Annotated in this window: 1 protein-coding gene and 1 pseudogene; one reads left to right on the top strand and one right to left on the bottom strand. The window is 42.9% G+C overall.

The annotated features are described in order from the left end of the window. Positions 1-1351: phenylalanine--tRNA ligase subunit beta (gene pheT, locus LD39_RS17095; RefSeq protein WP_035550434.1), on the top strand; the 1351-nt coding region annotated here is incomplete at its 5' end. Positions 1352-1542: 191 nt separating this feature from the next. Here the strand turns inward: pheT and LD39_RS17090 are convergent. Then, positions 1543-1855 (bottom strand): annotated as a pseudogene (locus LD39_RS17090) (ribonuclease HIII); the annotation flags it as partial.

The raw sequence follows: 1855 nt of genomic DNA, 5'->3' as shown, positions 1-1855 counted from the left end.
CTTGCGAAGTGAATCGAGCACTCGTTTTGAAAAAGGCATCGACCCTAACCGTGTCGAACGCGCAGGTAAGCGTGCATGCGAATTGCTTGAGAAATACGCAAATGGCACCGTATTAGATGGTGTAGTAAGCTTTGACGAGCTTGATCGTTCAGAAAAACAAGTAACAATGGCTACTAGTGTCATCAATGATCGGTTAGGAACGGAAATTTCCAATGAGGAAATCAAGGATATTCTGCGTCGCCTGCAATTCAATTATGAAGTGAATGGCGAAGAGTTTATCGTAAGTGCTCCTACTCGCCGTGGAGATATTGAACTTTTTGAAGACATGCTGGAAGAAGTAGCTCGAATTTATGGTTATGACAACCTGCCTTTCACATTGCCAGGAGGAGCTTCCCAAGCAGGAGGCCTATCATTAAATCAACAGCTGAAGCGAAAAGTGAAGGCTTATTTCGAAGGTGCCGGTTTACATGAAACGATCACGTACTCCCTTACGCACGAATCGAAAGCGGCTACTCTGGTAAGTCCTGAAATCGAGCGCGAAGCGAAAGCACCGGTTGGATTGGCAATGCCGATGAGTGAAGATCACAGTCATCTTCGTCTAAGCTTACTGCCTGAAATGCTGCAATCTCTTTCTTACAATGTGGCACGTAAACAGATGGATCTCGCCTATTATGAAATCGGAACAGTCTTTGTTAGCCAAGAAGAGCAGGTAACGAAGCAGCCAAAAGAAATTTTACGCGCTTCAGGTGCTTTGACAGGGACATGGATTTCTCATCCATGGCAGCAGGAGAAGAAGAACGTTGACTTCTTTGTTGTTAAAGGCATTGTAGAAGGATTGAGCGAGCAGCTCGATATTTCCTTCACGTATGAAAAAGCCAAACTTCCTCACATGCACCCAGGCAGAACTGCAGTTGTTAAAGCAGGAGGAAAAGAAATCGGGTTTATTGGGCAGGTTCATCCGAAGCTTCAGAAAGAATTAGGGTTGAAAGAAACCTACGTATTTGACTTAAATGCAGAAGAGTTATTTAGTCAATACACTAAAGAAGAAGCCTTCCAGGCGATTCCGCGTTTCCCATCCGTATCAAGAGATATTGCACTTGTTGTGGACGAGAAGATCTCTGCAGGAGCAATTGCTTCTACGATTTCTGAAGCCGGCGCGCCTCTAGTCAAAGATGTTCAAGTCTTCGACGTGTATCAAGGCGAACACTTGCCTGAAGGTAAAAAATCTCTTGCCTTCAATCTGCTTTATCTAGATCCTCAACGTACGTTGAAAGATCAAGAAGTAGAAGAAGCTCACGATAAGATTTTAACTGCGGTTAAAGACCAGCACCAAGCTGAACTGCGCGGATAAAACAAAAAGGGTGCTCCGATTTGATTCGGAGCACCCTTTATTATGGATGAACTATTTATTTTATATGAGCTATTTAACAGTTATTTGAGAATAAACGCAATCTATTTAGGAATCTTATACAGTTATTTGAGAATACATGCAAGCTATTTAAGAATCTATCCCGGATAGCTTAGAACAGTCTTTAATTCATGTTATCGAACAAGTGCTTTCGCTTTCATCGTATTCGCAAAATGAACTTTGGCTAGTTCTTCAAGTTTATCTTCCCCATAGGCTTTAATGATTTCAGCAGCCGCCTTGTCCACTTTAGACGAGGCACCTTTCGGAATAGGAAGCCCTGTATCGAATTCAAGCTGATTCATCGCTTTTACAAAAGCTGAACGAGCGATGATCGACCCTGTCGCCACTGCAATGGAATAGCTTTCTGCCTTTGTCATAAAGTACACATTTTCTTGCAGTGATAATTTCTCACTGCGTAGGTGCTTCTGGTAAACTTCCGGCTGAGAA

Origin of the sequence: Halobacillus sp. BBL2006, from assembly GCF_000786645.1 — a bacterium.
Classification (GTDB): Bacteria; Bacillota; Bacilli; order Bacillales; family Halobacillaceae; genus Halobacillus.
The sequence above is the reverse complement of the archived record's forward strand: the minus strand, read 5'-3'. Positions and strand labels throughout refer to the sequence as shown.